This window comes from Corynebacterium sp. NML180780 (assembly GCF_007786415.1).
Lineage (GTDB): Bacteria > Actinomycetota > Actinomycetes > Mycobacteriales > Mycobacteriaceae > Corynebacterium > Corynebacterium gottingense.
Genome location: NZ_VNKN01000002.1, coordinates 1 through 23730 on the forward strand (window position 1 = coordinate 1; position 23730 = coordinate 23730).

At 63.6% G+C, this 23730-nt stretch carries 24 protein-coding genes and 1 pseudogene; 23 read left to right on the forward strand and 2 right to left on the reverse strand.

All coding sequences use genetic code 11. From position 1 onward, the window contains the following. The first annotated feature begins 199 nt into the window (after nt 1-199). Both FPP74_RS01195 and FPP74_RS01200 read left to right on the forward strand, forming a co-directional pair. A complete protein-coding gene (locus FPP74_RS01195; RefSeq protein WP_165765510.1) occupies nt 200-1873 on the forward strand; it encodes an FAD/NAD(P)-binding protein in 1674 nt (557 codons plus the stop codon). 85 nt (nt 1874-1958) lie between these two features. Beyond that, complete coding sequence (locus FPP74_RS01200) at nt 1959-3053, forward strand: YbfB/YjiJ family MFS transporter (RefSeq protein ID WP_255396003.1); 1095 nt, start codon at nt 1959-1961, stop codon at nt 3051-3053. Between the two features lie 385 nt (nt 3054-3438). Here FPP74_RS01200 and FPP74_RS01210 read toward each other — a convergent pair. After that, a pseudogene (locus FPP74_RS01210) lies at nt 3439-3828 on the reverse strand (DDE-type integrase/transposase/recombinase); the annotation flags it as partial. On the opposite strand from FPP74_RS01210, the gene FPP74_RS01215 reads away from it, so the two are divergent. Both FPP74_RS01215 and FPP74_RS01220 read left to right on the forward strand, forming a co-directional pair. After that, complete coding sequence (locus FPP74_RS01215) at nt 3737-4150, forward strand: hypothetical protein (RefSeq protein WP_144716882.1); 414 nt, start codon at nt 3737-3739, stop codon at nt 4148-4150. The pseudogene FPP74_RS01210 and the gene FPP74_RS01215 sit on opposite strands and share 92 nt — an antisense overlap. A gap of 40 nt (nt 4151-4190) precedes the next feature. After that, a complete protein-coding gene (locus tag FPP74_RS01220; RefSeq protein WP_133064687.1) occupies nt 4191-4628 on the forward strand; it encodes a hypothetical protein in 438 nt (145 codons plus the stop codon). A 103-nt stretch (nt 4629-4731) separates the two neighbouring features. Here the strand turns inward: FPP74_RS01220 and FPP74_RS01225 are convergent, their stop codons facing one another. Next, nucleotides 4732-5250, reverse strand: a complete 519-nt coding sequence (locus tag FPP74_RS01225) for an antirestriction protein ArdA (protein WP_095276260.1) — start codon at nt 5248-5250, stop codon at nt 4732-4734. A gap of 131 nt (nt 5251-5381) precedes the next feature. On the opposite strand from FPP74_RS01225, the gene FPP74_RS12380 reads away from it, so the two are divergent. The 19 genes from FPP74_RS12380 to FPP74_RS01315 all read left to right on the forward strand — a co-directional run bounded on the left by FPP74_RS12380 (nt 5382) and on the right by FPP74_RS01315 (nt 23679). Continuing rightward, a complete protein-coding gene (locus FPP74_RS12380) occupies nt 5382-5504 on the forward strand; it encodes a hypothetical protein (RefSeq protein WP_255396001.1) in 123 nt (40 codons plus the stop codon). Between the two features lie 272 nt (nt 5505-5776). Then, nucleotides 5777-6352, forward strand: coding sequence for a copper resistance protein CopC (locus FPP74_RS01230; protein ID WP_095276262.1), 576 nt, complete (start codon nt 5777-5779; stop codon nt 6350-6352). Nucleotides 6353-6362: 10 nt separating this feature from the next. Continuing rightward, nucleotides 6363-6989 carry a copper chaperone PCu(A)C gene (locus FPP74_RS01235; RefSeq protein WP_095276264.1) on the forward strand — a complete coding sequence of 209 codons (627 nt, stop codon included), beginning with the start codon at nt 6363-6365 and terminating at the stop codon, nt 6987-6989. A gap of 22 nt (nt 6990-7011) precedes the next feature. Continuing rightward, a complete protein-coding gene (locus FPP74_RS01240) occupies nt 7012-8196 on the forward strand; it encodes a Dyp-type peroxidase (RefSeq protein WP_095536671.1) in 1185 nt (394 codons plus the stop codon). A 166-nt stretch (nt 8197-8362) separates the two neighbouring features. Beyond that, nucleotides 8363-10453, forward strand: coding sequence for a threonine--tRNA ligase (thrS, locus tag FPP74_RS01245; RefSeq protein WP_144716884.1), 2091 nt, complete (start codon nt 8363-8365; stop codon nt 10451-10453). After that, nucleotides 10434-11069, forward strand: coding sequence for an HIT domain-containing protein (locus FPP74_RS01250; RefSeq protein WP_255456027.1), 636 nt, complete (start codon nt 10434-10436; stop codon nt 11067-11069). The genes thrS and FPP74_RS01250 overlap by 20 nt, the downstream gene beginning before the upstream one ends. Next, nucleotides 11047-11682, forward strand: a complete 636-nt coding sequence (gene pgsA / locus FPP74_RS01255) for a phosphatidylinositol phosphate synthase (protein WP_144716888.1) — start codon at nt 11047-11049, stop codon at nt 11680-11682. The genes FPP74_RS01250 and pgsA overlap by 23 nt, the downstream gene beginning before the upstream one ends. Beyond that, a complete protein-coding gene (locus FPP74_RS01260; protein WP_144716890.1) occupies nt 11683-12639 on the forward strand; it encodes a phosphatidylinositol mannoside acyltransferase in 957 nt (318 codons plus the stop codon). Nucleotides 12640-12651: 12 nt separating this feature from the next. Then, nucleotides 12652-13764, forward strand: coding sequence for a glycosyltransferase family 4 protein (locus FPP74_RS01265; RefSeq protein WP_276289691.1), 1113 nt, complete (start codon nt 12652-12654; stop codon nt 13762-13764). Then, on the forward strand, nt 13761-14261 hold the full coding sequence (locus tag FPP74_RS01270) for a hypothetical protein (RefSeq protein WP_095276279.1): 501 nt from the start codon (nt 13761-13763) through the stop codon (nt 14259-14261). The genes FPP74_RS01265 and FPP74_RS01270 overlap by 4 nt, the downstream gene beginning before the upstream one ends. 11 nt (nt 14262-14272) lie before the next feature. Further along, nucleotides 14273-15178, forward strand: a complete 906-nt coding sequence (locus FPP74_RS01275; protein WP_144716892.1) for an acyl-CoA thioesterase II — start codon at nt 14273-14275, stop codon at nt 15176-15178. 88 nt (nt 15179-15266) lie between these two features. Further along, nucleotides 15267-16019, forward strand: a complete 753-nt coding sequence (locus tag FPP74_RS01280) for a YebC/PmpR family DNA-binding transcriptional regulator (RefSeq protein ID WP_095276283.1) — start codon at nt 15267-15269, stop codon at nt 16017-16019. A gap of 123 nt (nt 16020-16142) precedes the next feature. Further along, on the forward strand, nt 16143-16700 hold the full coding sequence (gene ruvC, locus FPP74_RS01285; protein ID WP_095548135.1) for a crossover junction endodeoxyribonuclease RuvC: 558 nt from the start codon (nt 16143-16145) through the stop codon (nt 16698-16700). After that, nucleotides 16697-17296, forward strand: coding sequence for a Holliday junction branch migration protein RuvA (gene ruvA / locus FPP74_RS01290; RefSeq protein WP_144716894.1), 600 nt, complete (start codon nt 16697-16699; stop codon nt 17294-17296). Before ruvC ends, ruvA begins: the two co-directional genes overlap by 4 nt. A 7-nt stretch (nt 17297-17303) precedes the next feature. Then, nucleotides 17304-18380, forward strand: a complete 1077-nt coding sequence (ruvB, locus tag FPP74_RS01295; protein WP_095276291.1) for a Holliday junction branch migration DNA helicase RuvB — start codon at nt 17304-17306, stop codon at nt 18378-18380. Between the two features lie 31 nt (nt 18381-18411). Continuing rightward, a complete protein-coding gene (gene yajC / locus FPP74_RS01300; protein WP_095555591.1) occupies nt 18412-18708 on the forward strand; it encodes a preprotein translocase subunit YajC in 297 nt (98 codons plus the stop codon). 165 nt (nt 18709-18873) lie between these two features. Continuing rightward, nucleotides 18874-20748 carry a protein translocase subunit SecD gene (gene secD / locus FPP74_RS01305; protein WP_243389158.1) on the forward strand — a complete coding sequence of 625 codons (1875 nt, stop codon included), beginning with the start codon at nt 18874-18876 and terminating at the stop codon, nt 20746-20748. 2 nt (nt 20749-20750) lie between these two features. Continuing rightward, nucleotides 20751-21968: a protein translocase subunit SecF gene (secF, locus tag FPP74_RS01310; protein ID WP_095555593.1), complete on the forward strand. Its 1218-nt coding sequence runs from the start codon at nt 20751-20753 to the stop codon at nt 21966-21968. Nucleotides 21969-22086: 118 nt separating this feature from the next. Beyond that, the gene (locus tag FPP74_RS01315) at nt 22087-23679 is read left to right on the forward strand and encodes an ABC transporter substrate-binding protein (RefSeq protein ID WP_144716896.1); all 1593 of its coding nucleotides are present in this window, start codon (nt 22087-22089) and stop codon (nt 23677-23679) included. Nucleotides 23680-23730 lie beyond the last annotated feature (51 nt).

Genomic DNA, 23730 nt, shown 5'->3' on the forward strand with positions numbered 1-23730 from the left:
GGGGGGCGGGGGGGGGGGGGGGGGGGGGGGGGGCGGGGCGGGGGGGGGGGGGGGGGAGGGGGGGGGGGAGGGGGGGGGGGGGGGGGGGGGGGAGGGGGGGAGCAACGCACAGACAGCGGGGCGGGGGGGTGTGAGGGGGGGGGGGGAATCGTGTACCATGAATCACGCCGTGAATCTCACTGAGTAAGGATTTTCATTCATGATCACCTTGAAGCGACCCTTGATTTTGGCGCCAATGGCAGGGGGGCCTTCTACTCCTGAACTTTGTGTCGCGGTAACGAATGCCGGCGGTTTGGGAAATATTGCTGCAGGTTACTTAACTCCAGAAAAGCTGATATCGGCAATTCAACAGGTTGAAAGTGAAGCGGACGGCCCGTACGGGATAAATATATTCTGCCCGCCTCCGGATCGAGAGCGTTCTTCTAAGGATCAGGACCTATGGAAGCGGTACCGCGTCTTACTCGAAAAGGATCCCCAGATACTTGCGGAGTTACCTGATCAACCCTTTACGGGGGACGACTTTTATCGGGAAAAGATAGACATTGCTTTAAGCTCGCAGGCTCAAGTAGTTTCTTTTACGTTTGGCTACCCTAATGAAACGTTGATCCATGAGTTTCAAGAAGCGGGGAAAAGTGTTGTTTTAAATGCGACAACGCCTCATGAGATCGACTTTCTTGCATCCACCTCGTGTGACGCTATATGTGTTCAGGGGGCAGGAGCTGGAGGCCATCGAGCGACTGTGCTCTCTACCGAGAGTGAGGGATCGACTCATTCTACTTCTGAACTGCTGGAATATGCCTTATCTAAAGTAAGTAAGCCTGTTATTGCTGCAGGTGGTATCGCGACTGCAAAAGAAGCCCTCGCACTCCTTCGCCGGGGTGCATGGGCCATACAGGTAGGCACCCATTTTCTTCTCGCAGATGAGGCGGGGACGAAACAGACCCACAAGATTGCTCTGAAAGAGTTACGCGGTCGACCGACCACCCTTACTAAGGCCTTCACCGGAAGACCGGCTCGCACCATCACCAATACTTTTACTGAAAAGTACTCCCAGTCCGCTCCGTCGATGTATCCGGAACTTCACCATTTGACTTCAGAGTTAAGAGCAAATGCTAATTCCGCTGGCGATGTAGAAAGCCTTAACCTTTGGGCGGGAGTGAACTACGGGTGCGCCCATTCGGCACCCGCGGCCGATATTGTTGATGAGCTGACCCCATATTCTACTTCTCTAGGCGTCGGTCGAGCCGTTCCTCTGGCTGCCCAGGTAGCTGTTGTGGGCGGGGGGCCGAGAGGGCTGGCGGTCATCGAAAGAACCCTGGACCGGTTGGCGCACAGTAATGATCGAGAAGAAACACCCGTACTGGTCTGGTTTGATGATTCATCCTTCGGATCCGGCAAGGTGTGGAATCCTTATCAGACCCCTGCTCTCCTCATGAATACTGTGGCATCTCAGCTCAGTGGTTTCCCTGATTCCAGCGCCGGTATCGAGGGGAGGTATCTCGAAGGTCCCACATTTTACGAATGGCTGAAATCTGAGAATGCCTCTGCCTTCCTACACTCAGATCCTGTCCTTTTGGAAGAGGCTCTGCAAACGGGGCCAGACACCTATACATCTAGGGCTCTCTATGGTGCTTATCTTCACTGGGCAGCTTCTCAGGTAGTTACTGCCTATCGAGATTATGTAGATATTCACTTAGTGCCCACGCGAGTGCTATCTATTTCCGATCAAGAGGGAGCATACGCTCTCATGGACTCTGATGGGCACACAGTAGTGGTCAAAAATGTTGTGTTGGCGGCTGGAATGCCGGCTGCAGTAGAAGGAGCAAAAATCGGCCAGGGCATTGCACGAGAGGAAAACAATGGGGAAGCCTGAAGGAGACGCTCACTCCGCTGCGACTGAAACTACCCACCGGGATGCTCTTTTGGTGTCGCGTGGTACCGCCGGCCTAGCAGTAGCCATGGGCTTGGGTAGATTCTTTTATACCCCCATTTTGCCTTTGATGGTAGGTTCCCTGGGTTGGTCGGGACAGTCCAGCGCGTGGATCGCCACCTCCAACTACGCCGGGTATTTTGCGGGTTCTTTGGCGGCCTCCCGAGGGTGGGTGCCGATTTCTAGAAGGTTACACAGGGCAGCCCTTGTGTTGACGACAGTGCTTCTGGCGGCGGTTGCTTTCTCTGGCTCACCGTGGTGGCAAATAGCGGTCCGCTTTTTTGCTGGTGCCATCTCAGCTCTAGTTTTCGTCTCGGTGACGCAGAATATTCCCGTGGTCAAACGCCGAGCCCATGATGGTGGAATAATTTACGCTGGGGTTGGGTTAGGCATTCTCATCTCCGGAGGAATTGTCCTCATGGGGGGAAGCGTTATCTCATGGCGGGCACTGTGGCTTATCTGCGCAGCAGTGAGTGCAGCACTTTCGCTTCTTGCATGGAATTGGCCAATACGTGAGAATCGCTCCGATTCTTCTACTCGGCCACGAAGTGACCAAGGACAGGAATCTTCGCTTGAACCATTGCGGTGGTTATCTGCTGGATATCTCTTCCAAGGCGCAGGCTACATCATCATCGGTACATATCTGGTGGTTCTAGCGCAGCCGGTTTTCGGGCAAACAGCCGCCGCCTCGACGTGGCTGGTAGCTGGATGCGCCACCGCTCCATCCCCGTTGTTTTGGTCGTATGCGGCAAACCGGGTGGGAACCTTCAAAGCGCTTGCTGGATGCTATTTCCTGCAGGTTACTGGTGCTGTCGTGGCAGTCTTCAGCTCTGGGCCCGGTCTTTTGTTTGTGTCGGCGTTTTTGTTCGGAGCTACCTTCATGGGGGTAACGATGCTGACTATTGAAGCGGGTCTCAAAGCGGGGAGCCCAGTTGCGGCGGCTTCCCTGACGACATGGTACAGCTTGGGGCAAATTATGGGCCCTGCGGTTATCGCTGTGGTGTTTAGTAACTCAACTACCTTGAGTTTCGCAGTGGCGGCTGGTTCATTGATTGTCGGGATGTTTTTCACGCTGCGCGGCGCCCACCTTACTGTTTCCGGCACCGGTAGAAAGCAGGGGTGAAAATGGATAGCACAGAGCATGCCGATTTTCTTCACGTGAGGTTTTATCTAACTGTCTAACGGCAGGGGAACCGTATAATTGCGAGCCTTTCAGCTTCTCTTTGAGGCTGGTGGCTAAGCTTAGAAGTTCATCTGGGTTATCTTCGGATCGCTGTTGAGACAGATTTCGTTGTGCTGCGCGTACGAACTTGGCGAGTATGCCGGCGTCGCGGGCCAGTGGGGAAGTGGCAGGCAACTCCGCTTGTATTACCTGCAGGTGCTTGGCGGCACTGTTGGCGGGGTCAAGCGCGTACTCGCAGTCTCCACCTGGTGTTGTTGCAAAGTTGGGCGGAGATCAGCGAAGACTCAGTTTCTCATTCCCTGACGGCCGCTGCGTATGGGCGTTGTTAGGCCGTCTCGAAGACCCGGTTGACGATCACCGCATCCGGGTTCGGTTGCCCGTAGGCAAACATCGCGCCTTGCCCTTTCCGCAATGAGTGCATCGCCTCCATCCCTTTCAACGTCCGATATGCAGATGTCCGGTTCTTAAACGCGCCTTTCGGACCGAGGATCCGCTTCAGTCGACCATGGTCGCCTTCCAGGATGTTGTTGAGGTATTTCACCTGCCGGTGTTCCACTGTTGGCGGGCAGATTCCCTCTGACTTCAACTCGGCGATTGCCCTGGCTAGGGAGGGTGCTTTATCAGTGTTGATCACTCTGGGATACCCGGCTGACGCATTGGATCTGACGGCCTTGGCCAGGAAACGCTTCGCTGCGGCCACGTTCTGCTTCGGAGTGAAGCGTCTGCTCAGTCAGGCGCAGCTGAAGCGTGAACAACTGCTTCAAGAGGCACAAGAGATGCGCGATCAGGTCGATGCCGAGGCGCAGCAAATTCGTGCCGAGACGAGGCGTGCGCGCGATGCTGCTCTGGAAAAGGGCTGGCAGGGGGGATTTGGTCAGGCCTCTCAAGCGGTCGACGAGATCGTTGACGAGTTCCGTAACGACTTGGTTTCTGATCGCCTCCGGGAGCGTTACCAGTCGGTGAGTATGAAGATTCGCAAACGCCAGCAGTCTTCGCCACATCAGCAGGTCCGGCCTAGCTTTCAGCCGGATCTGTAGCCGGATCTGTAGAATGACAATCGAGTAATTAGGAGAAAATATGGCTAACGAAAATCTGCGGCAACCCCACAATTATTCAGCGGGTGTCTACAATGAAGCCGAGAAGACAAGGGCTTCGACCATTCCTGTTGAGAAAAGGTACCTAGAGTTGGAAGACGATAAAAACGTAGAGAACTTTGTGGACTGCCGTGAAATCCGTACGGTTTTCAAACCAACTTGGGTGAGCTGGTGGTTCCACAAGATTTTTACGTTCCCGCGCGTTGAGTGCGATGGGATCGTAAGCAATTGTCACTGGGGAAGAGACAAAGCGTTAGTGAGGGATGGTGGGACGGTTACGGTTGGATTTAGTTATCGTATTTTCCATGATACGAAAATTAGATGTAAGAGCTCCCCTATCGAGGTTTCCCCTTCACATGCTGAGTTAGAAGCCAAGACAGCCATAATTAACAACTCCCCGATGACTGCCGTGCTCTACTAGCATTCGTCTCGAGCCCATCGATGGTTCGGGCGCGTACTTCCCCACGACGTTGTGAACGCGTTGCATAGGAAAATTCCCGCACCGTTATGGTGCGGGAATTTTCCTATGCGTAGGCGTTGTAGATCCAAACGTGCCCGCTGCGGGCTGCAGGGTGGACATGGAAGTCCATCTCGTAATCGCTGGCCCACTGCTCAAAATTGAAGTAACGCGCTTGTTCTTCTGTCATGCCGTCGGTGACTCCGAGTTCTTGGAATTGCTGCCAGGCGAAGTCGCTGAAGTCTACCCATTCTCCCCGCCATGCAATGCGGAATTCCTCGGCATCTGGTGGCGTGGTGGTTTCGTGGAGTACGTCGGTACACCAGCGCAGGTATGGTTCCCACTGGCTGTCTTCGAGTTCTTCATAACGCTCGCCCCATGCGACAGCGTCGTGCGGTGCGATTTCTCCACTCATGGGTAAGCAGTCGTGATCGAAGCACCACAGCTCGTCGTGACTGGCATTGTTGCGATACGCTGCCAGCTCCGGGTGTTTGTGCACCGTGGCTTGGTCAACTTCATCGGCATCAACCGCGTCAACCCAATCGCCGACCAGGCGACCTTCGTTGTAACAAGCAAGGCATCCAATCCATACTTAGGGTTTATTAGCGCTTGTAAGCCTTTGGGTGGGTGAAATGGACATGAGTGTACCTCCTAGAGTTCCAGTCGTTCACACACCGACCTGGGCGCGTTATACGCGCCATTTGGAGATGACACACTGTGGCCCAGATGTCCATCGCGGGCGTTTCCGACTTTGTAGAGAACGTCTCTGCAGATCTGGAGCGTGCAAACTCTCAGATCCAGAGCAACCTGGGCATCCTGAACCCGCAGGAAACCTTGTAAACCGCGGGTAATACCGCGAAGTGCAGCACTGGGGCACCATCCCCGCTGAAGGGGAAGGTGTGCCGGTGCTTTTTCATCTCCTCAGTGTCGGGGAGACAGGGAGACGGGGAGACCGGGTACGATCCTGATGCAACGCTGTGGATCCTTAGCCCCGCATTGGGGTATATCAACCGAAAGTTGGGGTGCCGGGAACCTTATGGCAGCTCTGCGCGACTACTCTCCCATGAACGTAAACAACCCGTTACGTTCGCGTGACGTCAAAAGGAGAGCTTATGCAACGCACCATCACAGCCGCCGCCGCTGTCATCGGAACGTTGGCGCTGGCAGCACCAACCGCCTACGCCCATGACTCGGTGATCAGCGGCACTCCCGACAACGAGTCCACCGTCCAAGCTTTCCCCGACACCATCTCGCTGGAGTTCTCGGGGCAGCCGCAGGAGGGCTTCAACACCGTAGCGCTTTCCCGTGCGTCGGACGGCGAGGTGCTCTTTACCGGCGAGCCGGAGATCGACGGTCGCGTTGTCACCATCGACGTCCCCGACGAGGTTGAAACCAACGCCGAGCCGGGGGAGTACACGGTCGGCTATCAGATCATTTCCTCCGATGGTCACTCGACGAAGGGGATGTCCAGCTTCACTTTCGAGCCGGGCGCGTCCGACGCCGCAGACAACGCCGACAACACCGAAGCCGCCGACGAAGAGGGCGGCAATTCGGGCCTGCTGACCATTCTGGGCATCCTGCTCGGCGTGCTCGTCTGCGCTGGTGCCGCCGTCGCCGCGCTGGCGAAGTCCCGGAAGTTCCGTGCGTTGAATGATGACGGCGCGGCGTCGACAAGCGAAAAGCGATAAGGAGCAGACCATGAAGTTCACGCGTACAGCTGTAGTCGCGCTTGTCGCGGCGACCGCCCTCGGAGTTGCGGGCTGCAGCCCCTCAAACCAGGAGGAGTCGACGCGGCCAAGCACAACTGCGGCGTTGAGCGCGGCGACGGAGCCGAGCATGGCGGATGACGCCGAGGCGCAACTGCAGGGCGCGGGCGACATCAAGCTCGAGGACGCCACGGTGCGCGCGAAGGCGGCGGCCGATAGCGCCGAGGGCTCGGACATGACCGCGGTCTTCGGCACCATCCACAACACCTCGGACCACGACATCACCATCACCGGGTTCTCCACCTCGCTGGGGGAGGCGGACTACCAGATCCATGAGACCGTCGACGGGACGATGCAGCAGAAGGAGGGCGGCATCACCATTCCGGCCGGCGGGTCCGACGAGCTCGCGCCCGGCGGCGATCACCTCATGATCATGGGGTATGCGCCCGAGATCGCTGCAGGTGACACCGTGGACGTGTTCTTTGAAACGTCCGACGCGGAGGGCGGCGAGCAGGGCATCGTTGTCCAAGGCGTGGCCGTACGCTCCATGCTGCCCGGTGGCGAGGAGTACGGCGACGGCGGCGAGATGACCGCCCACGAGCACGCGGACAGTCACTAGGCAAGAAGGGGCAGGCACGACGATGGAGGTTTCGCGGCGCGGGTTGTTGGTGGCTGGTGCGGGAGGGGTCGGTGTGGCGTCGATAGGGATGCTCTCCTCCTGCGCCGAACAACCGGGCGCCGCGCCGCAGGAGCCCCCGCTGCGCAGCGCCTCCATCGCCTTCGACGGCGCGCACCAGGCAGGCGTGCAACAGCCCGCGCAGGCGAGCCTGAACCTCATCGGTTTCCGCTTGAACCAAGGCGTGGACGCAAAGGCAATCGTGCGGCTCATGCGCCTGTGGACGGAGGACGCGCGGCGGCTGACCGCGGGGCAAAACCCGCTGGGAAGCCTCGAGCCGGAGCTCACCACGTGGCCGGCGAACCTCACCATCACCTGCGGGTTTGGTCCGCGGATCTTCCAGGTCGCGGCGCCGCATGTCGCGCCCGCATGGCTTCACGGCATCCCCGCGCTGTCTCGCGATCAGCTCGACCCACAGTGGGGGCAGACTGATCTGGTGCTCCAGATCTGCTGCGACGACCCGGTGATGGGCGCGTGGGCGATGCGGCACATGACGCGCGCCGGCGTAGATTACGTGCGTACCGCCTGGGTGCAGCAAGGGTTTGTCAACGCGCACGGGGCGACGCCGGAAGGCGAGACCCCGCGCAACCTCTTCGGCCAGGTCGACGGCACCGTGAACCCGCGCACCGACGAGGATTTCGCGCAGCAGGTGTGGATCAACGAAGGCCCGCTGGCGGGTGGGACCTCGCTGGTGGTGCGCAGGATTGCGATGCACCTTGACACCTGGGAGCTGCTGGACCGCCGCTCTCGCGAAGAGGTCGTCGGCCGCACTTTAGCCACTGGTGCTCCGCTGACCGGCGGCGACGAGTTCACCGAGCCCGACCTTCAGGCCCGAGACGCCTACGGGCTGCCGGTGATCGACCCGAACTCGCACATGGCCCGCGCCCGCGCCACCGGCGCCAAGATTCTGCGCCGCCCATACAATTACTGCCTGCCGCCGGAGCCGGGTGCGACCGAGCTTTCCAACGTCGGCCTTATCTTCATGGCCTACCAGCAGGACCCGGACGCGAGCTTCACCCCGCTGCTCACTCACCTCGATGAGGCGGACCGCCTCAACGAGTGGATCACCCACATCGGCTCTGCCGTCTATTACATCCCGCGCGGCACGGCGGCGGGCGAGTACTGGGGCCAGGGCCTGCTCCAGGACTAGTTTGCTTATCGACGCCCACTCGCACCCCACCCACCCAGTCCAACCAACCCCGGCGGGGTAGTATTACCAACGATGTGCCGGGCCCGCTGTGCCCGGCGCAGGACGGAACGAACACGTGGGGTGCGTCCAGGTATGGCGGACCCCTTTGACGCGCAAAGGAGCGCCAATGGCCACCGATGTAACCGACGTAGCCGATGAGGCCGATGAGAATGTACAGGTAGAGTTCGCCCCCTTCGAGGTCCCCGCTGGGACCCCGGTCGGTGCCGCAATGCGCGAGCTAGACCTGCCCAACAAGGGCGACAACGCCATCGTTGTTGTCCAGGACGAGGCGGGGGAGCTCAAGGACCTCTCGCACGTTCCGTCCGAAACCGCCACCTTCACGCCGGTCCCCGCCAACACGGAGCTCGGCCGCTCCGTCATCCGCCACTCGTGCGCGCACGTACTCGCGCAGGCCGTGCAGGCGGAGTTCCCGGGCACCAAGCTGGGCATCGGTCCGGCGATCAATGACGGCTTCTACTACGACTTCGACGTTGCCGAGCCCTTTACGCCGGAGGACCTGAAGAAGCTGGAAAAGCGGATGAAGAAGATCATCAAGCAGGGCCAGAAGTTTGTCCGCGGGGTGTACGAGTCCACTGACGTGGCGTCGGAAAAGCTCGCGAACGAGCCCTACAAGCTCGAGCTGATCCAGGACAAGGGCAACGTTGACCCGAATTCGGACGAGGCGACCGAGGTCGGGGCGGGCGAGCTGACGCACTACGACAACGTCAACCCGCGCACCGGCGACGTCGAGTGGTTTGACCTCTGCCGCGGCCCGCACGTGCCCACCACCAAGTACATCCCGGCCTTCGCGCTCACCCGCTCGTCTGCGGCGTACTGGCGCGGCGACCAGAAAAACGCCGGCCTGCAGCGCGTCTACGGTACAGCCTGGGAGTCCAAGGAAAAGCTCGCCGAGTACATGACCATGCTGGAGGAGGCGGAGAAACGTGATCACCGCCGCCTGGGCAACGAGATGGACCTGTTCTCCTTCCCCGACGAGGTCGGCTCCGGCCTGCCGGTGTTCCACCCGGACGGCGGCATCGTCCGCATGGTAATGGAAGAGCACTCGCGCCAGCGCCACCTGAAGGCCGGCTACTCCTTTGTAAACACCCCGCACGTGACCAAAGGTGACTTGTTCAAGAAGTCGGGCCACCTGGACTGGTACGCGGACGGCATGTTCCCGCCGATGCAGCTCGACGGCGAGGTCGACGAGGACGGCAATGTGACCAAGCAGGCCGTTGACTACTACGTCAAGCCGATGAACTGCCCGATGCACAACCTCATCTTCGACTCCCGCGGCCGTTCCTACCGCGAGCTGCCGCTGCGCCTGTTCGAGTTCGGCACCGTCTACCGCTACGAGAAGTCCGGCGTGGTCCACGGCCTGACCCGTGCGCGCGGCTTCACGCAGGATGACGCCCACATCTACTGCACCGAGGACCAGCTGGAAGAGGAGCTGACCAGCGTCCTGGAGTTCATTATCTCGCTGCTCAAGGACTACGGCCTTGATGACTTCTACCTGGAGTTGTCCACCAAGGACCCGGAGAAGTACATCGGCGACGACGACATCTGGGATCGCTCCACCAACATCCTGCGCTCCGTGGCGGAGAAGTCTGGCCTGGAGCTCGTTCCGGACCCGGCGGGCGCGGCCTTCTACGGCCCGAAGATCTCCGTGCAGGCGCGCGACGCCATCGGCCGCACCTGGCAGATGTCCACCGTGCAGCTGGACTTCAACCTGCCGGAGCGCTTCAACCTGGAGTACACGGGCCCGGACGGCGCTAAGACCCGCCCGGTGATGATCCACCGCGCGCTCTTCGGCTCCATCGAGCGCTTCTTCGGCGTGCTGCTCGAGCACTACGCCGGTGCGTTCCCCGCCTGGCTCGCACCGCACCAGGTGGTGGGCATTCCCGTGGCCGACGAGTTTGCGGACCACCTCGAGGGCATCGTGAGCAAGCTGCGCGAGTCCGGGATCCGGGCTGAGGTCGACCACTCCGACGACCGCATGCAGAAGAAGATCCGCACCCACACCACCGGAAAGGTGCCCTTCATGCTGCTCGCTGGCGCACGGGACGTGGAGGCCGGCGCGGTCAGCTTCCGCTTCCTGGACGGCACCCAGGTCAACGGCGTGCCGGTGGACGAGGCCGTCGAGCTGATTACCAACTGGGTTGCTGAGAAGCTCAATGCGCAGCCGAGCGAGGAAGCCATTGCAGCGCGCCGAGGGTAGGGACGACGTGGCGTCGGCAAGCTCGAGCCCGCGCGACTACGTGGACTCGGGAGCCGGCGACGCGGACCGGCTGCAGCGACTTTGGGCCCCGTACCGGTCCAACTACATTGCAGCGATGCCGGAGCGCAGCGCGGACCCCTTCGTGGAGATCCCGAAGGGGAGCGACGAGGACGGGCTGATCATCGCACGTGGTGAAACCGTCTACGCGCTGCTCAACCTCTACCCCTATAACGCGGGCCACCTGATGGTGGTGCCGTACCGCAAGGTTGCGGAGCTTGAGGCGCTGACCGACGCGGAAACTGCGGAGCTCATGGTGTTTGCCAAGCGCGCCATCCGCACGCTCAAGTCTGTGTCCAACCCGGAGTCCATCAACGTGGGCCTGAACTTGGGCAAGGCGGCGGGCGGATCGGTGAGCGATCACCTGCACCTGCACGTGGTTCCGCGGTGGGCGGGAGACTCGAACTTTATGACTGTGATCGGCGGGACGAAGGTGCTGCCGCAGCTGCTGCGCGAGACGCGCGCAGTCCTCGCGGACGCCTGGGTGGCGCTCGAGCGCGACACCGACTCCGCCGAGGCGCCGGAAGGAGGCGACGATGCTGAGCGTCCACGGGCGTAAACCCGCTGCCGTGGTGGTCAAACCGGTTGCCAAGGCGCTGCTCAAGGTCGGGATGACCCCAAACGTCACTACGCTTGTGGGCACCGCGGCGACCGTGCTCGCCTCCGTTGTGCTCATCCCCACCGGCCACCTCGTTTGGGCTGCGTTGCTGTCTATCTTCTTCGCCGCGTTCGACATGGTCGACGGCACGATGGCGCGACTGCGCGGCGGGGGCACCGCGTTCGGGGCGACGCTGGACGCCAGCTGCGACCGCATCACGGACGGTGCGCTCTTCGCCGCCATCGCCATGTGGCTCGTCTACGTAGACAACGCGAAGCCGTATAACGTGGCCGTCTGCCTTGCCGTGCTGGTGCTCTCGCAGGTGATTAGTTACGTCAAGGCGCGCGGAGAGGCCGGCGGGTTGCGCATCGTCGGTGGGCTCATCGAGCGCCCCGAACGGCTCATTATCGCCCTGGCGGGGCTTTTCCTCGAGGGCTTCGGCGTGCACCACGCCATCGAGGTGTCGCTGTGGGTCCTCCTCGTCGGCTCCGCGTTCACGGTGGGCCAGCGCCTGCTGTACGCGGCGCGCGACCCCAAGTCCGACGGCAAGCTGGCACCACCCGCGGGGGCGTAGATGGCAGTACTCGACCCGGTGACGGCGGGGTACCTCGCCGGTTGGAAGCTCGTGGGACGGCTGCCCGAATCCGTCACTGGCCGGGTGTTCGCTCGGGGCGCCGATTGGGCGTCCGGCAACGGGGCGGGGCCGGAGATGCTCCGCCGCAACCTCACCCGCGTCGTCGGCCCCGAGCGCGTGACGCGCGAGCTCGTACGCGACGCGATGCGTTCCTACGCGCGCTATTGGCACGAGGCGTTCCGCTTGCCGCAGCTTGCCGGCCAGCCCGGGCTGCTCACCGAGCTCGATGCAGGCGTGCAGGGGCGGGCGCTTATCGACGCTTCTCTGGACAAGGGGCACGGCTTGATCCTCACCCTGCCCCACGCCGGGAACTGGGACATGGCCGGCATGTGGTTAGCGCAGCGCTACGGGGGATTCACGACTGTCGCTGAACGGGTCAAGCCGGAGGCCTTGTTTGATGCGTTCGTGGACTTTCGGGAGCAGCTCGGCTTTGAGGTCCTCCCGCTCACCGGCGGGCAGCGCCCTCCGTTTGCACGGCTGAAAGAGGTCCTCCGCGGGAACGGGATCGTCTGCCTCATGGGCGAGCGCGACCTTACCGGGAAGGGGATCGCAGTTGACTTTTTCGGCGAGGAAACCACCATCCCTGCGGGGCCGGCGAAGCTCGCTCAGGAGACGGGGGCAGCGCTGTGTGTCGCCCACTCGTGGTTCGAGCGAGACCTGACGCTGCCGCGATGGGGGTTCAGCGTCACCGGTATTGAGGTGCCGGAGGCGACGCCGGGCGCCGGCCAGGAGGGGCTCGCGGTCACCGCGCAGCGGGTCGCGGACGTGTTCGCCGCGAACATCGCTCAGCACCCGCGGGATTGGCATGCGCTGCAGCCCATTTGGCCCGCGGATGCGGCGTGGCGCAAGCAGGCGCACCCGCGGCGGGAGCCTATTGCACAGGGTGGGGAGGCGTAAGTGCGCATTGGCATGGTTTGCCCGTATTCCTTTGACAAGCCCGGCGGGGTGCAGTCGCACGTGCTCGATCTCGCGCGCGTCTTCCGCGCCCGCGGGCACGACGTGCGGGTGCTGGGGCCGGCGTCGGCGAGCACTCCACTGCCAACATGGGTGAGGCGCGGCGGGCTTGCGGTACCCCTGCGCTACAACGGTTCGGTGGCGCGCATCGCCTTCGGGCCGCAGGTGAGCCGAGTGACCCGAGAATTCCTGCGGAACGGCAACTTCGACGTCCTGCACGTGCACGAACCGAACTCTCCCAGCTACTCCATGGTGGCGACCCGACTGGCGCGGGGGCCAATTGTTGCGACCTACCACGCGTCCGCCCGTAGCTCCTACGCGCTGAGGTTCGCGCTGCCCATGCTGCGCGGAAATTTGGAGAAGATCCGCGGCGGGATCGCGGTGAGCGAGCTTGCGAGGCGCTGGCAAGTGGAGCAAGTGGGGACGGACCCGATTGTCATCCCGAACGGGGTGGATACGGCGCTGTTCCGTGGAGCGCGAGAATCGGCGGACAGGTGGAAGGCCAACGCCCACACGGACGCGATGGAAATCGTGTTTCTGGGCAGGCTGGATGAACCGAGGAAGGGGTTGGGGACCTTTTTGGGTGGTGTGGAAAAGCTTGGTCTTCCGGTACGGGTGACGGTGATGGGTGCGGGGCACCACCGGCCGGTGCCGGGGGTGCGGTTCGTCGGCGCGGTGAGCGACGCGGAAAAGGCGGCGATCCTCGGGCGCGCGGACATTTTCGTCGCGCCAAACACGGGCGGGGAGTCCTTCGGCATCGTGCTGGTAGAGGCGATGGCCGCCGGCTGCGCCGTGGTGGCGAGTGACTTGGAGGCATTCGCGCGCGTGTGCGGCGCTGATACTGCGCACCCCGCAGGGGTGCTGTTTCCCGTCGGCGACGAGGACGCGCTCGCAGACTGCCTTCGCGCGCTCGTTGCAAACCCGCAGCTGCGCAGGCAGTTGGTTGCGCGCGGCACGCAGCGAGCCCGCGAGTACGACTGGGCTACCGTGGCCGATCGGATCATGGCGGTCTACGAGACGGTGGCGCCGGTCGGGCCCGGGGCGGCAGAGAAGGTGTCGGTGCGATGACCTGGCTAGCTGTGTGCGCTGCGGTGGCGGTCACCGCGTTCCTTGCCTGGGCGTACTTCACGGCGCAGCGGCTTGACCGGTTGCACATGAGGGTGGACCGCACCCGTGACGCGCTGCAGGCGGCGCTCGACAGGCGGTGCGCTGTCGTCGCGGCGACACTGCCCGCGCTGCGCGATCAGGCGCGGGCAACGGAGGAAGTGCGGCTGGACCCGCGAGACATTGCACACCGTCTCCGGCGGGAGGACGCGCTGTCCGTGGCGCTCACGCGCGTGCAGAAAGAGTGCGCGGGGAGCGCACCGGAGGTTGCACACTCCCTCCGTGACGCGGAGACCCGCGTCTTCCTCGCGCTGCGTTTTTACAACGAGGCGGTGTCAGACACGCGGGCGTTGCGGCTGCGTCCACTTGTGCGCGCGCTGCACCTCGGCGGTACCGCGGCACTGCCGGAATACGCAACGATGACCGAGCTGGAGGGCCCCGCCCCCGCGCGAAATGCGTAAGGTCGTGTCACATGAGCGCTACACTTTCGAACCTTTCGGAGTCCCCGACCTACATCCAGCGCATCCTGGATCTTGAGCGATGTGACGGAAACGAGCCAGACACCTTCCGCGGTGCGGCAATGCACTCGGACCATTTCGTCCGCACGTTTGGAGGACACGTCGCTGGTCAAGCGCTCGTGGCCGCCACGCGCACAGTGGAGGGTAAAAAGGTCCACTCGCTGCACGGATACTTCCTGCGCCCCGGGGACGCGAATGCGGAAACCGAGTATCGCGTCGGCCGCCCGCGCGACGGCCGCAGTTTTGCCACCCGCACCGTCGAGGCACTCCAGGGCGGGGAAGTGCTCTTCTCCATGCAAGCCAGCTTCCACCGCACCGGCGATGAAGGCCCGGAGCACTCAGACGAGATGCGAGCGGTTCCCGCGCCGGACGAGCTGCCCGCCGAGGCGAAAGCGCCCAACCTTGGGCCAGGGTCGCGCCACGACCTCAACGAGTGGGACATCCGCGTGGTGCCGCCGGAGATGTACTCGCCGAACCAATACACCACGAGCCAACAGGTGGTGTGGTTCCGATCGACGAGGAGGTTGCCGGACGAGGACACGTTCCACGCGTGCACGCTGACCTATATGTCAGACATGACGCTGCTGCACTCGGCGCTTGCCGCGCACTCCGGCCACCAGGTCCAGCTGGCCTCGCTGGACCACGCGGTGTGGTTCCTGCGTCCGTTCCGGGCCGACGAGTGGCTGCTCTACGACCAGATCTCGCCGTCTGCGCACGCCGGCCGGGCTTTGACCCACGGCCGCATCTTCGACCAGCAGGGGCGCCTGGTCGCCGTGGTGGTGCAGGAGGGGCTGACGCGCAACCTTCGCGAGGGTGCCCACGCCGTGCCCGAGCGGGATCCTCGCCCGGAACCAAAGTAGCGCCCCAAGCAGGCCCCCGGAACGGGGTGAGCGGGAGACACGTATACTTAGCCAAGTTCATCTACTCGCGACGAAAAAGGGGTGCCAGATGTCGGGCCACTCAAAGTGGGCTACTACCAAGCACAAGAAGGCTGCGAACGACGCGAAGCGTTCCAAGCTGTGGGCGAAGTTGATCAAGGACATCGAGGTGGCCGCTCGTACGGGCGGCGGCGATCCTGCAGGCAACCCAACGCTCGATGACATGATCAAGAAGGCCAAGAAGGCCTCGGTGCCGGGCGACAATATCGAGCGCGCCCGCAAGCGCGGCTCCGGCGAGGAAGCTGGCGGCGCGAACTGGGAGTCCGTGATGTACGAGGGCTACGGCCCGAACGGCATCGCGCTACTCATTGAGTGCCTGACCGACAACCGCAACCGCGCGGCTACTGAGGTCCGTACCGCGATGACCAAGAACGGCGGCAACATGGGCGATTCCGGCTCCGTTGCTTACATGTTCAAGCGCACCGGCATCGTCACCATGAAGAAGGGTGAGCTGACCGAGGACGACGTGCTCATGGCTGTGCTCGACGCTGGCGCCGAGGAAGTCAACGACCTGGGCGAGGAGTTCGAGGTCGTCTGCGAACCCTCCGATACGCAGGCCGTGCGCGACGCGCTCAAGGCTGAGGGCATCGAGGTCGAGGGCGCGGATCAGGACTTCCGCGCAGACATCGAGGTCGACGCCGACGTCGCCGCCGCGAAGAAGACGCTCAACCTCATCGATGCGCTCGAGGATTCGGACGACGTGCAGAACGTGTACACCAACATGAACATCTCCGACGAGGTCGCCGCCCAGCTGGACGACTAGCCTCCGCAGCGCAGCCCCGCCGCGCGCCCGACTCGTACGGGTGCCCGGCGGGGCTTTCGCGCTTATCGACGCCCTGTGGTAGAACATTTGTGTTAGATGGTTCATTGCTCGTGGGAGGTTGGAATGCAGCTCGAGGGGCTCCGCGTCATGGGGATTGACCCAGGCCTGACCCGGTGCGGCCTTTCCGTGGTGCAGGCCGGGCGAGGTCGCCAGATCTTTCCCATCTCGGTAGGAGTGGTGCGCACCCCGTCCGACGCGGACCTCTCCGAGCGCCTGCTGCGCCTGTCGCGCGCGGTCTCGGAATGGATGGACGAGTACCGCCCAGACGTGATCGCCATGGAACGTATTTTTGAGCGCGGCAACGTCTCCACCGTCATGCACACCGCCCACGCGGTCGGGGTTCTCGTCCTCGCGGCGGCCGAGCGTGGCATCGCGGTGCATATGTACACCCCGTCCGAGGTGAAGAAGGCCATTTCCGGCAACGGACGCGCGGACAAAAAGCAAATGACGGTCATGATTACCCGTATCCTTGGGCTTTCGGAGCCGCCGAAGCCCGCGGACGCGGCGGACGCGCTGGCCATCGCGGTGTGCCACTGCTGGCGGGCCCCGCTGCTCGCACGGAGCGCGCACGCTGAGCGGCTGGCCCAGGCGCAGCGCACAAGGACAAAGGAGAAGGCATGATTGATTCCCTCAACGGCGAGGTCATCTCGATCGGGTTGGACCACGCGGTCATCGAGTGCGCCGGCGTCGGCTACCGCTTCTTGGCAAGCCCACCCACGCTGGCCGCGCTGACCCGTGGTGAGCAGCGCCGCGTGCTCACCTCCATGGTGGTCAAAGACGACGGCGTGACGCTCTACGGCTTCGCTGACGACGATGCGCGCGAGATGTTCCACCGCATGCAAAGCGTCACGGGCCTGGGGCCCAAGCTGGCGCTCGCCGCGCTTTCCGTCTTCAGCCCCGCTGAGTTGGCCACCCACATCGCGGAGCAAAATGCCAAGCGCATCCAAACGATTCCCGGCGTGGGGAAGAAAATGGCGGACCGCATCGTGCTCGAACTCAAGGACAAAGTTGCCACCCTGGCTGCTCCCGAGGAAGAAGCACCCGCCCCCGCCGCCACAACCTCGTTCGCCACGGAGCAGGTCGTTGAGGCGCTCGTCGGACTCGGCTTCCCGGAGCGCAGTGCCCGCCCGGTCGTTGACGCGGTCGCGGCAGAGCAACCGGACGCGGCCAGCTCCGCGCTCCTGCGCGCGGCCCTGACCCAGCTGGGCAAGAAGTGAGGCCCCAATGTCAGATGTAGAAAAGACTGAATTTTCCCTCCCGGACGGCATGGCGCGCCCGGGCAATTCGCTTATCGACGCCACCTCGCAACCCGAAGAGCGTGACGCCGAAAAGTCGTTGCGCCCGAAATCCATCAGCGAGTTCATCGGCCAACCGAAGGTCCGTGAGCAGCTGGGCCTGGTCCTCGCTGGGGCACGCAGCCGGGACGTCACCCCGGACCACATTCTGCTGTCCGGCCCGCCGGGCCTGGGGAAGACGACGATGGCCATGATCATCGCGCAGGAACTGGGGACCTCCCTGCGCATGACCTCAGGCCCGGCACTGGAGCGCGCGGGCGACCTGGCGGCGATGCTGTCCAACCTCATGGAGGGCGACGTCCTCTTCATTGATGAGATCCACCGGATCGCCCGCCCGGCCGAGGAGATGCTCTATATGGCGATGGAGGATTTCCGGATTGACGTGATCGTCGGCAAGGGCCCCGGCGCCACGTCGATCCCCCTGGAGATCCCGCCGTTTACCCTCGTCGGCGCGACGACTCGCGCCGGAATGCTCACCGGACCGCTGCGCGACCGCTTCGGGTTTACCGCGCAAATGGAGTTCTACGACGCCGAGGACCTGACCAAGGTGGTCACCCGCGCGTCCTCCATTTTGGGAGTGAGCATTGACGAGGACGCGGCGGTGGAGATCGCCTCGCGCTCGCGCGGCACGCCGCGTATTGCCAACCGCCTCCTGCGCCGCGTGCGGGACTGGGCCGATGTGAATGGCGACGGCCACGTGGACCTCGCGGCCGCGCAGGCGGCGCTGGCGGTGTTTGACGTGGACGAGCGCGGCCTTGACCGCCTCGACCGTGCCGTGCTGGACTCGCTCATCCGTGGCCACGGTGGTGGGCCGGTGGGTGTGAACACCCTGGCCATCGCGGTCGGCGAGGAGCCCTCGACCGTCGAGGAGGTCTGCGAGCCCTACCTCGTGCGCGCTGGGTTGATGGCGCGGACGGGCCGCGGCCGCGTCGCCACGGCGGCGGCTTGGCAGCACCTGGGCATCACGCCGCCTCCGGAAGCGCCGGGCCAGCTCAACCTCTCGTAGGCACACCTGCGGCCTATGAAACAATGGGCGCATGGAAATTGTTTACATCCTCATCGTCCTGGCCATCTTCTTGCTCCCCTCGCTGCTGATGATGCGCAGCCAGAAGAAGCGTCAACGCCAGATGCAGGAGATGCAACGCTCGATTGCTCCCGGCGACCGGATCGTCAACGTCGCCGGCTTCCACTGCACCGTGGTGGAGAACAACGGCGAGACACTGCGGGTGGAGCTGGCCCCGAACGTCGTGGTCACGATGGAAACCGCGGGCGTGATGAAGCGAGTGGATCCGCAGGGTTCCACCCAGGCAGACGTGCCGGCCGACGCCGAATAGCCAGCGCACCTGGCACCCAGCCCGACGCCTCCCAGATGCCGGGGGAGGGGTCGGGCACCAATTTTTTGCCCCAATGCCGTAGCATAATCCGTTGTGCAAGTGCCGGACATCCGTCTCGGGTGCCCTGGGCAGCAAAGATCAAAGAACAGCAGAGGAGTCAGCTCAGTGTCCTCAAACACTCGGCGTTCCGGCGAATTGAGATCAAAACGTACGTGGCCAGGCAAAGCCCTGGCGCTGTTTTTGCTCATCGTCATCGGCGTGTACGCATTAGTCTTCTTTACCGGCGACAAGTCGGCATCGCCGAAGCTCGGCATTGACCTGCAGGGCGGTACCCGAGTCACCCTCGTTCCGCAGGGTGAGGAGCCAACGCGCGAGCAGCTTAACGACGCCCGCCGTATCCTGGAGAACCGCGTCAACGGCATGGGCGTCTCCGGCGCGACCGTCGTGGTGGACGGCAACACGATCGTCATCACCGCCGCCGGCGACGACACCTCCGAGGTCCGCAACATCGGCCAGACGTCCCAGCTGCTGTTCCGCCCGGTGGAGGAGATGCCCTCTCCGGATGCCGCCGCAATTGGCCCGGCAGTGTTGGACATGGCAAACGAGTGGGTCAAGTACGGCGTGATGACGAAGGAAGAGGCGCAAGGGCTCCTCGACCAGTCGATGGGCGGCCAGGACGGCCAGCCGAACCCGAATACGCCGAAGATCGAAGCCGATCCGCTGCCCGAGCCCGAGGGGCCGGTTGAAGCGGCCGACCGCCGCTCCGAGGTGACGGAGATGCTCCGCGAGTCCCGCCAGTCCGACGACCCGACGAAGCAGTTCGCGTCCTTCATCCTCCTGTCGCAGAAGTGCGCCACCCAGGAGGTCGACCCGCTCGCGGGTACTGACGCAGAGGATCGCCCCCTGGTCGCCTGCGATTCCTCGACGCGCCAGCCGCTGCTCCTCGGCGAGGTACCGCTGCTGGAGGGCGTGACCGAGGAAGACGGTCCGCGCCTGACCGGAGAGCAGATCGACACCGCCCGCCCGATTACGGGCGGCTACAACCCGCAGAGCTCGCAGATGGAGATCAGCTTTGCGTTTAGCCAGAACGGCGACGTCAATGGCTCTTCTACCTGGGCTGCACTGACCAGCGAGATGATTGGCAAGCAGATCGCCATCACCCTGGACTCCCAGGTCATCTCCGCACCGCAGATCCAGGGCGCGACCCCGGTCGGCTCCGCCACCGCCATCACCGGCGACTTCACGCAGGAAGAGGCCGAGGGGCTGGCCAACAACCTCCGCTACGGTGCGCTGCCGCTGTCCTTTGCCGGTGAAAACGGCGAGCCGGGCGGCACCGCGCTGACCGTCCCGCCGTCACTCGGCCTGGCCTCGCTCAAGGCGGGCCTGTACGCCGGCCTGGTTGGCTTGGCACTGGTCGCCCTGTTCGTGTTCGCGTACTACCGCCTGTACGGCTTGATTTCGCTGGCCACCCTGGCGGTCTCCGGCGTCCTGGTCTACGGGTCCCTGGTGCTGCTCGGTCGCTGGATCGGCTACTCGCTCGACCTGTCCGGCATCGCCGGTCTGATCATCGGTATCGGTACGACGGCCGACTCCTTCGTGGTGATCTACGAGCGCATCAAGGATGAGGTCCGCAAGGGCAAGACGTTCCGCTCCGCCACAGCGTCCGGCTGGGACCGCGCGAAGGAGACCGTGGTGACCGGCAACATGGTCACGCTCATCGGCGCGGTGATCATCTACTTCCTGGCTGTGGGCGACGTGAAGGGCTTCGCGTTCACCATGGGTCTGACCACGGTGTTCGACCTCCTCGTCACCTTCCTGGTCACCGCGCCGCTGCTCATCCTGGCGTCCCGCAGTAAGTTCTGGGGCAGGCCGTCCGTCAGCGGTATGTCCAAGGCGTTTGCCACTGCGAACAGGAAGAAGGACACTGACACAGCTCGGACCAAGGCCGCCGAATCGACAGGGTCGACGGTGGTTGAGGTCGGCGAGGGAAGCGTCGATAAGCAACTGGCCCCCACTCGCGACGACTCTGAGGAGAAGTAACCATGACGAGTTCTATTGCGAACACCGCGCCCGCGGCTCAGATGGACCGGCGCGAGCGGCTGCACACCGAGGACGGCGCCATCGACTTCGTCGGACGCCGGAAGCTCTGGTACTCCATCACCTTCGGCCTGCTGGTCGTCGCCGTCGTGGCGATGCTGGCACGTGGGTTCAACCTGGGTATCGACTTTGAGGGCGGCACGAAGATGTCCATGCCCGCTGGCGACCTCGTCGCCGAGGAAGTCGAGGACACGTTTGTTGACGCCACCGGGGTGACCCCGGAGCTGACGCAGATCGTCGGCGCTGGTGACGCGCGCACCCTGGAGATCAATTCCGAGCACCTGAGCCAGGAGCAGATCGACCAGGCCCGCCAGGCAATCTTTGAGCAGTACCAGCCGAAGGACGAGAAGGGCGACGTTACCGCGAACGCGATCGGTGACTCAACCGTGTCCGAGTCGTGGGGCGACACGATTACTCAGCGCATGCTGCTGGCAATGCTCGTGTTCGTCATCGCCGCGGCCGTGTACGTGGCAGTGCGCCTGCAGCGCGAGATGGCGTTGGCCGCACTGGCCGCGCTCGTGGTGGACGCCGTCCTCATTATGGGCTTCTACGCGCTCTTCGGGCTCGAGGTCACCCCGGCGATGATCATCGGCCTGCTCACGGTGCTCACCTTCTCTCTTTATGACACGGTCATCGTGTTTGACAAGGTGAAGGAGAATACCTCCGGAATCCTTGATTCGCGCAGGTCCACCTACGCGGAGCAGGCGAACCTGGCGATCAACCAGACCGTGATGCGTTCTATCTCCACTACCGTGATTTCCGCGCTGCCGATTATTGCGCTGATGATCGTGGCGGTGTGGATGCTCGGCGTGGGTACGCTGCGCGACCTGGCGCTCATCCAGCTCATCGGTGTGATTGAAGGCGTGTTCTCGTCGCTGTTCCTGGCGACCTCGCTGCTGGTGACCTTCATCGAGCGCCGGAAGACGTTCCGCGACCACAACGCGTCGGTGCAGGCGTTCCGCAACGGTGACACCGCCGAGCACGGTGAAGGTGCTGAGGGCGCTGAGGGCCTTGAGGGCACTGTGGCGGAGCATGGGAAGCGCACCGTCGGCTCCATTTCCCAGCGCACCTCCCGCGAAGCTGACGCCGCTGGCAAGGGTGCCGGGGCGGACTCGTTCGGCGACACGCCGGGCGGGGCCGCGACCTGGAGGCCGGGGCGCTAGACAGAAGGGGAGTCACGCAGTGCCACAGCACGGGAGAACACACCGGAAAGCAGACGGAACACGGCGCGCACATCAGGTGGGCCGAGGCGCGGTCGCGTCGCTGAGCGCAGCTTGCCTATTGGCGGGGACGCTCACGGCGTGTAGCGGCGGAGACGAGGACCCGAACGGGAAGCTCGACGAGCAGCACTTCGGGTACCAGGTGTCCGGTCCGCTCCTCACCACCAACGCCGGCAGCCTCGAGGGCACGTCCACGCAGGCGCACCGCCTGTCTGGCCGTCTGTACCCGGGCGTGTTCGTGCCGGGGCCGGGCGGTGAGATGATCCCCAACACGGACCTGATCAGTGCGCAGCCCCTCCCAGGCCCGCAGCGCCGCGTAACCTACACCATCTCGGACAACGCCGTCTTCTCCGACGGAACGCCGGTGACGTGCACCGACTACCTGCTCGCGTTTACGGCGGGACAGCACCCTGAGATCTTCGGGTCGCACCTTCCGCTTTTCGACGACACAGAGTCCCTCGACTGCACCCCGGGCAGTAAGACCTTCACCGTGGTGTTCAAGGAGGGCCGCGGGGACCGGTGGCAGGACCTCTTCGGTGCCGGCACCGTGCTGCCCGCGCACGCTGTAGCGCGGAAAGCGGGGAAGAGCGTCGAGGAGCTCAACGCTGCGCTGCAATCCGAGGATCCCGCACAGCTCGCCCCGATTGCGCAGATCTGGCACCACGGGTTCGACTTTGCGCAATTCGATCCGGAACTTCAGGTTTCTTTTGGCCCGTACGTGATTGAGAGTTTCGGCGCCCAGGGCGAAGTGAACCTGGTTGCCAACGAGCACTATTACGGCGACCGGCCGGCGATCAATCACCTCGTCATCTGGCCGGGCACCGCGGACAGCGGCGAGCTGTACCGCGGCGGCGGGCTGAAGGTCGCGGACCTGGACGACCCGAACCCGGCGTGGTTTGACGTGAACGCCGAAGATAACCAGGTAGACATCTCTACAGTGGTCGGGCAGCTCTCCGAGATGCTCACGTTCCCTGAGACCGGGGTCTGGGCCATTCCGGAGAACCGGCAAGCACTGTCGCGGTGCCTTGACCCTCGCGGCGTGGCGGCCGTTTCGAGCGAGCACGCCGGCGTGCAGGTTCCGCCCGCCCCGGTCCACGTGCTGCAGCAAGACGATCCGCTCACCTCCCGCGTGGAGGACGTGGCGGCGCCCTTCATGGACGTCAATATCGACGCAGCGAGCGTTTTGAGCGGGACGGAGGTGCGCGTGGCGTACCCGTACCCGAATGCCCGCCAGGCCGCGATGGTCGAGGCAATGCGCCGCAGTTGCGAGCCCGCCGGCGTGAACATCGTGGACGTGACGGGGGAGGGCAAAACGCTGGCGGATCTGCCGCACCTTGCCACCAACGAACAGGGTATGCAGTTTGTCACCGACGGCGAGGTCGACGCGCTGCTGCGCCCGGTCGACCCGATGAAGGAGTACCCCGCCGCAGCAAACCAGGGCAACCAGGTGGGCAGCCTGCGCGCCCAGGAGCACGCGCTGTGGGAGCAGCTGCCTTCGGTGCCGCTGGCCGCGCAGCCCCGCACGTTCGCTGTGAACCGCGGTGTGGGCAACGTCGTGCCGTACACCGGTCTGGCGGGAATCGGCTGGAACATGGACCGATGGCGCATCATGCCGCAGGATGCAATACCATCGTCATCTGGTGGGCAGCAATAGTTCCCGCTGCCAGAATTCACTCCGTACCAACACTCTGAAAACGAGGATGCC